This window comes from Pseudoalteromonas sp. DL2-H2.2 (genome assembly GCF_021532535.1).
Taxonomy (GTDB): Bacteria; Pseudomonadota; Gammaproteobacteria; order Enterobacterales; family Alteromonadaceae; genus Pseudoalteromonas; species Pseudoalteromonas rubra_A.
The window spans coordinates 99,921-108,414 of sequence record NZ_JAKGBD010000011.1 but is presented as its reverse complement, the minus strand read 5'-3'; the positions used below and the strand labels follow the sequence as shown (position 1 = coordinate 108,414).

Annotated in this window: 7 protein-coding genes; all 7 read left to right on the top strand. The window is 47.8% G+C overall.

The features are described from left to right. Positions 1-212: 212 nt before the first annotated feature. Positions 213-1,421 carry a DUF642 domain-containing protein gene (locus L1285_RS17700; protein WP_235413500.1) on the top strand — a complete coding sequence of 403 codons (1,209 nt, stop codon included), beginning with the start codon at positions 213-215 and terminating at the stop codon, positions 1,419-1,421. A 292-nt stretch (positions 1,422-1,713) separates the two neighbouring features. Next, positions 1,714-3,150: a peptide MFS transporter gene (locus L1285_RS17695; RefSeq protein ID WP_235413498.1), complete on the top strand. Its 1,437-nt coding sequence runs from the start codon at positions 1,714-1,716 to the stop codon at positions 3,148-3,150. Between the two features lie 429 nt (positions 3,151-3,579). Continuing rightward, entirely contained in the window at positions 3,580-4,626 is a 1,047-nt protein-coding gene (gene hppD, locus L1285_RS17690) for a 4-hydroxyphenylpyruvate dioxygenase (protein ID WP_046005648.1), read from the top strand. 156 nt (positions 4,627-4,782) lie between these two features. Further along, the gene (fahA, locus tag L1285_RS17685; RefSeq protein ID WP_235413497.1) at positions 4,783-6,096 is read left to right on the top strand and encodes a fumarylacetoacetase; all 1,314 of its coding nucleotides are present in this window, start codon (positions 4,783-4,785) and stop codon (positions 6,094-6,096) included. Between the two features lie 128 nt (positions 6,097-6,224). After that, positions 6,225-7,343 (top strand): M23 family metallopeptidase, encoded by a 1,119-nt coding sequence (locus L1285_RS17680; protein ID WP_235413496.1) that lies wholly within the window; start codon positions 6,225-6,227, stop codon positions 7,341-7,343. After that, entirely contained in the window at positions 7,333-7,707 is a 375-nt protein-coding gene (locus L1285_RS17675; protein ID WP_235413495.1) for a bactofilin family protein, read from the top strand. Before L1285_RS17680 ends, L1285_RS17675 begins: the two co-directional genes overlap by 11 nt. Before the next feature lie 166 nt (positions 7,708-7,873). Further along, the gene (locus L1285_RS17670; RefSeq protein ID WP_235413494.1) at positions 7,874-8,476 is read left to right on the top strand and encodes an outer membrane beta-barrel protein; all 603 of its coding nucleotides are present in this window, start codon (positions 7,874-7,876) and stop codon (positions 8,474-8,476) included. Positions 8,477-8,494 lie beyond the last annotated feature (18 nt).

Below are 8,494 nucleotides of genomic sequence, written 5' to 3'. Positions count from 1 at the left end.
TGACATGTAAAAGTATTAGGTACACTGTAATCAAAAACCAATACTTTGGAACTGTTTTTATCATCCAGCCTTGAGGCATAAATCAGAACTAACAGTCATTTTTTGATTTCTAATTGACCAAGCTGTGTAAAAATAAGAAAATGGGATTAGTTAAAATTGATTAGGGATAACATTTTATTTACACAAATAGAGTGAAGCCCTGGAGTATATCTATGAAATTATCAGTTCTTGCGCTTGGCCTCAGTGCCGCCCTAATCAGCAGCTTTCCTGCAAATGCCAGTGAAAACCTGATCACCAACGGTTCTTTTGAGCAGTCAAATGCCGTCAACGGTTCATGGAGCCTGTTTAAAACCTTGCCCGGCTGGAACCGCAGCTCTGCTAAGTTTGAAATTCAGACTAACCGCCTTGGCCTTATTCAGGCTCAGGATGGTGAGCAATATCTGGAGCTGGATTCAACCCGTAACTACAGCGCTTACCAGAGCGTTGCGACTGAAGCGGGCAAACAGTATGTCGTGAGCTTCTACTACTCACCACGTGTTACCAATAATAACACCACCAACAAAGCAACCGTTTACTGGGACGACCAGGTAATCGCAGAGCTAAACGGCACACAACGTGGCTGGCAGCACTACACGATTAACGTCACTGCAAGCAGCGACGAAAGTACCCTGAAATTTGTCGGTGCAGGCAACTCAGACTCATACGGTGCACTACTGGACAGCGTCTCTGTTAGTGCTGACTGCGTAACAGGTTTGTTCGGGATTAATAATTATGGCTCGGCTGAAGGTGGCTATGTCTATTACTTTGACATTGACGCCGGTCAGTACAGCAAAGTATCAGGCGTGACTCACACTGCGTCGAACATCGCCAGCAAAGACGGTGTGCTTTACTTTATGGAGCAAACCAATAGTAAAACCAAAGCATCCACCTTGTGGGCGCTGGACCTGAATGGCAACCAGCAATACAGCATAGCCAATACGAAGTCATGGCCTTTGTACCGCTCTGCGGTTACACCCGATGGCGTGTCTCTGCGTAGCACCAGTAAAACCTACATGTATGATTTCGACATGACCAGCGGCGAAAAAACTGTGCTGGGTAAATTGTCATACCCGGGTGATGACTTCAGCCATGGCGATATTGCTTACTCAGCAGACGGTAACGTCCTTTACGTTTTAACCGGCAAGGCGCTGTATACCCTGGATGAAGGCAATATGGAGCTGACTAAGATTGGCGAGCACGGCGTAAACTGGGCATCTGGCCTGGCGATTACGGATGATGGCAAACTGTATGTTTCTGGTCGCGAAGCCAACAGCAACGCGCAAGTCTGGCAAATGAATCCAGACACAGCGGTTGCCACTTTAGTCATGGAAGGTCCTGAGCATATTAACGACCTGACCTTTGTCGACAACTATTGCCGTTGATAAGCGCCGATAACCGGAACATTCGCTCTATATGCGCAAAAACCAGCCAGACAGGCTGGTTTTTTTGTATACAAAAAGCGCCTAACCCAGCTGGTAAGGCTTCCCCATCGCCATCCCACTAGGTATACTGACGCGCTTTTAATGAATAGTTAGTCAACACTGACTTAACTTGGAAATCATTTGGGGACTGGCCACCCGTTCAAAGTATGCCGCTGAATACTGTCATCAACAGTACCTTCGGCATCGATAATATTAAGGCCAAAACAACACATTTGATTGAAATGGGAATAATATGAATTCATTACCTAATCGCGGTGAGTTTCTGGGCCATCCAAAAGGCCTGTTCTTACTCTTCGGCACGGAAATGTGGGAGCGCTTTGGCTACTACGGAATGCGTGCAATCTTGGTTCTTTATCTGGTTGCTCAGGTACAAAATGGCGGCTTCGGCTGGACTAACGCCGACGCACTGAGCCTGTACGGTACCTTTACCATGGCGGTCTACCTGACCCCGTTGATCGGTGGTTGGTTAGCCGATAACGTATTGGGTCAGCGTAAAGCCATCATCATTGGTGGTATCCTGATGGCCGCAGGTCACTTTACTATGGGTATTCCGCATGGCCTGGTTGCTGGTATGGAAGAACAGGTTTTCTATATCGGTCTGGCATTATTATGTGCCGGTAACGGTCTGTTTAAGCCAAACATCTCGACTATGGTTGGTGACTTGTACCAGGAAGGTGATAAGCGCCGCGACGGTGCCTTCACGATTTTCTACATGGGTATCAACTTAGGTGGTGCGTTGGGTCCACTTATCGCAGGTTATGTGGCAGCACAAATTAACTGGCAAGCAGGTTTCATCGCCGCAGGTATCGGCATGGTGATCTCCGTTGTAATGCAACTACTATTAAGCCAGAAATATCTTGGCGACATCGGTGTCGTTCCAGCAGCCAAGCTGTCTCAGCAGCAATCTAACAGCAACACTAAAGAGCCGCTTACCAGTCAAGAAAAAGACCGTATCCGCGTTATCTTCACTATGAGTGTTTTCAGTATTATCTTCTGGATGGGCTTTGAGCAGGCCGGTGGTCTGATGAACCTGTTTGCTGCTGATTATACCGACCGTATGCTGATGGGTTTTGAAATCCCGGCGTCATGGTTCCAGTCTCTGAACTCTATCTTTATTATTATCTTCGCGCCACTGGTGGCCATGATCTGGCTGAAGCTGGACAAGCGTGAGCCTAACTCACCGGTTAAGTTTGCCATCGCGTTAGTATTCCTGGCGCTGGGTTTTTTGACCATGATGATGGCGCTTATCACCGAAGGCAGTGATGCGGGTAACCTGCAGATCAGCATGATGTGGCTGGTACTTTTCTACCTGTTCCACACGCTGGGTGAACTGTGTCTGTCTCCAATTGGCCTGTCTATGGTCAGTAAACTAGCACCACTGCGCCTGGCTTCATTATTAATGGGTCTGTGGTTCCTGTGTACAGCGGTTGCGAACAAAATCGCGGGTTTTGTTGGTTCTTTCATCGGCGAAGGCCAGGAAGCAATGAACAATGCCATGAGCATCTTCATTGGTCTGGGAGCAACAGCGCTGTTGTCTGCACTGGCAATGTACCTGCTTAGCAACAAGCTGGTTGACTGGATGCACGGCGCTGAAGGAACCACTGATGAGCCGCATACTCAGGAGCACTATTTTGAGAAAGAGCTAGAGATCTCTGGCGAAAGACAGTAATTTCTAATTCCTGACTCGTGTAAAAGCCGCACTAAATTTGTGCGGCTTTTCTGTTTTCAGCCCTCATTTGTAAACTTATCAATACAGCAACGCGATATTTTGCTTCTCTTGTACCTGTCTCTGTATTACTAACAAGGTGATATCGCTGTCAACGAAAAACTTTAAAGTTGATACTTTTCATATAGATAAATAAATCCCCGCTGAAAAACCACCCGAAGTTCAATCCATTTTAAAGAACAAAAAAGGTCTTTTAATCGATAAATTTATCCTGTTCACGCAATCCGTATAATCCAGACAATTTGTACGACAGAATTTACATTTTACCCGCTTGCTAAATCATGCCCATAGCTTCCCCTTTTTGCCATTTTGATTAATCATCCACAGCACAAAACAAATAGCGATCCAGTGCTTTTAAGCGGGAGTAAGACAATGAGTGAAGTAACAAATCCTCTAGGCCTAGTTGGCATTGAGTTTACCGAGTACGCAACACCAGATGCGGACTACATGGAAAAGATTTTTGCCGATTTTGGTTTTTCTAAACTGAAAAAGTTCAAAGACAAAGACATCCTGTACTACAACCAGCATGACATTCACTTCCTGCTGAACAAAGAGCGCGGCGGTTTCTCTGCTGAGTTCGCTAAGAGCCATGGTCCGGCTATCTGCTCTATGGGCTGGCGTGTAGAAGACGCGCAAAAAGCGTTTGAAATCGCGGTTGAGCGCGGTGCAAAACCAGCCACAGATTCAACCCACAAAGACTTGCCTTACCCGGCTATCTACGGCATCGGCGACAGCCTGATCTACTTCATCGATGTATTCGGTGACAAAGGCTCTATCTTCGAGCAAGATTTTGTTGACTTGGAAGAGCAAGTGGTTGTTGAGGACAAAGGCTTCCTGCGTATCGACCACCTGACTAACAACGTATACAAAGGCACCATGGAAACATGGGCAAACTTCTACAAAGACGTATTCGGCTTTACTGAAGTTCGTTACTTCGACATCAAAGGTCAGAAGACAGCCCTGTTGTCATACGCACTGAAATCTCCGTGTGGCACCTTCTCTATTCCAATTAACGAAGGTAAAGACGACAACAACAACCAGATCGATGAGTACCTGGACGAGTACAATGGCCCGGGCGTACAGCACCTGGCGTTTTTGACCAACGACCTGGTTGCATCACTGGACAAACTTGACCAGACTAACATTGCAACATTAGACATTGTTGATCACTACTACGACACCATCTTTGACCGTGTACCTTGGGTTAAAGAAGACCGTGACAAGATCAAAGAGCACCAGATCCTGGTAGACAGCCAGAGCGAAGATTGCTACCTGCTACAGATCTTCACTAAGAACCTATTCGGCCCTATCTTTATCGAGATGATCCAGCGTGTTGACGACGGTGGTTTCGGTGAAGGTAACTTCCAGGCACTGTTCGAGTCTATCGAGCGTGATCAGGAACGCCGCGGCGTGATCTAATTCTCCTTTGAGAGTAGAAATTTAAAAGCAGCTTGGGGCGATGCCTTGTGGCTGCTTTTGCCGTTTAATTTGTCTGAGACTCAGATGTTGCATTGAAAAATCAGAACGCTATCACCACATCTGAGAACAGCCTCAAACTTGCAAAAAGGAAAGACCATGTCTTTTATCAACGAAACGCACGACATTAATTTGAAGAGCTGGGTTGCCAGCGCTAACCAGGCCGGGACTGATTTCCCAATTCAAAACCTGCCATTTGCTTCATTCCGCCGCAAAGACAGCGCTGAAGAGTTCCGTGGCGGCGTTGCCATTGGCGATCAAGTACTGGATCTGGCTGTGGTTGCCGCAGCAGGTATTTTCAGTGGCGAAGCACAGGATGCAGTAGAAGCGGCCAATGCACCTAAACTGAATGAGTTTATGGGAATGGGTCAGAACTACTGGTCTGCACTGCGCCTGGCACTGTCTCGTGCTCTTCGTGAAGGCTCAGAGCACCAGGGCGCATTAGAAGCGGCGTTGGTTGCACAATCTGACGTTGAATATGCATTGCCTTGTCACATTGGTGATTACACCGATTTCTATACTTCAATCTACCACGCCACAGCGGTAGGTAGCTTGTTCCGTCCGGACAACCCTTTGCTGCCTAACTACAAGTGGGTACCAATCGGTTACCATGGCCGTGCTTCATCAATCGATGTATCTGGTCAGAGCTTCCCGCGCCCGAAAGGCCAGACTAAAGCGCCAGATGCTGATACACCGTCTTTCGGTCCTTGTAAGCGCCTGGACTATGAGCTGGAGCTGGGTATCTACCTGGGTAAAGGGAATGAGCTGGGCGATTCAATCTCAATTGCAGATGCCGAAAGCCATGTCTTTGGTTTCTGTCTGTTCAACGACTGGTCAGCCCGCGACTTGCAAGCCTGGGAATACCAGCCGTTAGGTCCGTTCCTGGCGAAAAACTTTGCCTCAACGGTATCGCCGTGGATTGTCACCACTGAAGCACTGGCGCCGTACCGTACTAACTGGCACCGTGACGAGCAAGATCCTCAGCCACTTGACTATCTTGAGTCTGCACAAAACCGTGAATCGGGTGCTTTCGATATTCAGATGGACGTACTGCTTGAAACCGCAAAAATGCGTGAAGCCAATGCAGCCCCAAGCAAGCTGTCTGAGTCTAGCTTCAAGCACAGCTACTGGACTGTGGCACAAATGGTGACTCACCACACAGTAAACGGCTGTAACTTCCTGCCGGGCGACATGCTGGGCTCAGGTACTCAATCTGGTCCTGAGCACGAAGAAGCGGGTTCACTGCTTGAGCTGTCTCGTGGCGGCAAAGAAACCATCACCCTGGACAACGGCGAAGAGCGTAAGTTCCTGGAAGACGGCGACAAGGTCATTATGCGTGGCTGGTGTGAAGCGAACGGCTTTGCACGTATTGGCTTCGGTTCTGTCGAAGGCACTATCCTGCCAGCGAAGTAATCGCAAACGCAAAAGCTTTTCTATAGAAAACAAAGGTGTGCTTAAGTACACCTTTTTTTTGTAAGTAAATACTGGCTTTTTGCATAAAAATTGTTAAAGTGGGTCGTTATTTTTAATTTTTACGTGTTATGTTTCGCTATATCAAACGCCTGATCACATCATTATTTCAACCTAAACAGCTAATGCTGCGCCAGAATGCCCAGGTTAGTCTGATGGTTGTGCCTGGCTGGTTGCAATTTATTGCGCTAGTGCTGGTTTGTAGTGCTCTCACCTGGTTAGTTATCAGTACATCAGCGTTTTTTAAGCAGCAAGACACCGTCAGCGCGCTACAAGCTCAGCTCCAGACACAACAACAGGCCTGGACACAAGAGAAACAACAACTGGCTGAGCGTCTGTCACAGCAGCAAACTCAGCTTGCTACTTTGAACGAACAACACACAGTACTCAGTGAAATTGTCAGTGCCCTGCCGACATCCATCACTGAGCAGGCAGACGCAGCAGTGTCTCTGCCAGAAAGCCAACAATCGAGTGACACGCAATCTGGTGCTGGGGAGATCAGCGGGGATATCAATGACAGCCATGAGTTTGAGGCGCACAGCGCTGAGCTGATTGATGCCCAGGCCGCCTTGCTTGGCACATTGCAAGCGATTATTTCGGCGCGCCATAGCCAGTTGATGGCCGGATTTAACGAAGCCGGTCTCACATTAAGCACCGACAATAACACCGCACAGGGTGGTCCTTATCACCAGGTTGATGCCACACTGTTGAGTGAACACTACACCCAGCTAATCGATGACTCTGTACAACTCAATCAGCTAGAGAACTTATTACACTCCACGCCCAAAATGATGCCCGTCGCGCACGACAAATATTATATTTCCAGCGCGTTTGGCTTTCGTAAAGACCCTATCACGGGCCGCCGTGCCTACCACAAAGGGGTTGATATGGCGGGCTGGCATAAAACCCAGATCATTGCGCCGGCAGATGGGGTGGTCAGTAGAGCAGGTAAAAATGGCGGATACGGTAAGTTTATTGAAATTCAACATGCGAACGGTATCGTCACGCGTTATGGGCATTTGCACACCATCAAAGTGAAAAAAGGCCAGGCAGTCAAGCAGTCAGACGTAATTGCACTGATGGGCAGCACAGGTCGTAGTACCAGTACACACTTGCATTATGAGGTGTTACAGGATAAAAAGCATATAAATCCTGTAAAACTGGCAAGAGTGCTCAAACGTGTTCAATAAAAAGAAAAACTCATTTCCTTTCTCGCTAATTTCTCCCGACACCGAAATCACAGGCAACATCCAGTGCGATGGTGAACTTCAGATAGATGGCAAAGTAACGGGTGACCTCAATGTCGCTCAGCTGATCATCGGCGAATCTGGGCTTGTAGAAGGTAATATTATCGCCAAACAGGTGCAGGTGCGCGGGCAAGTTCAGGGCGGGATCAACGCCGACAGCGTTACGCTGGAGCCCAGCGCCAGAGTGACTGGTGATATCGAACACGATACACTGAGCATTCAGGCCGGCGCGCATATCCAGGGCCAGCTAAATCATCGCGCAGAGCCATCTAATGTCACCCCACTGGATAAAGCCAGCGAAGGCTGAATGACTCGCCAAAAATAGGCCACCGATAACATTTCATAACACAAAACATAGACTTAGCATTTCACTTTTGTATCACTGAGTGGTACATTTCTGCGTATTTTAAGTACCTAGCGGGTGTCACACACTCGCTTGATACAGCACATCGAAGTAATTCAAAGGACATATCTTGAATAAGCATATTTTAGGCCTGCTACTGGCTACTGCCTCTTTAGGCTCTCAGGCCGCTGAACTGAGTAAAAGCTTCCTTGAAGTGGGTTATGGTAAGACCAAGCTGGATGGTTCACCGAGTTCAGTTACTCCTCGAGGATTTATGATTGCGGGCAGTTATGAATTTGCCAGCGGCATCTTTATGGGACTCAAAATCGATCAGCATTCAGACAGCCTGGCATTCTTCAACAATCTTCGTGATGGAGAATACGACGTTGACGAAACGACGTTTAATTTGGGCTACATTCTGCATTCAACGGACAGTGAACGCCTGGCAGTTGGCGCTCAGGTTGGTGAGTTTGAAGTGTCAACTAATCGCTCTAACTCAACAGCAGATACACGTCGCCTTTACGGTGAGTACGAGCATGCCTTCTCCAAACACATTAGCGCCTATGGTCAAGCGGGCTATGAGTTACTGGATAACTCTACAGATGATGACGATGGTGTTTTTGTTAATATCGGCCTGCGTTTTAGCTTTACGCAGCGCTCCGCTGTGGTGCTGGAGTACACTAATGGTGTGGAATACACCCAGTCAGAAGTAAAGTATCGCTATACTTTCTGATAGAAAAAGGCCCGCTGC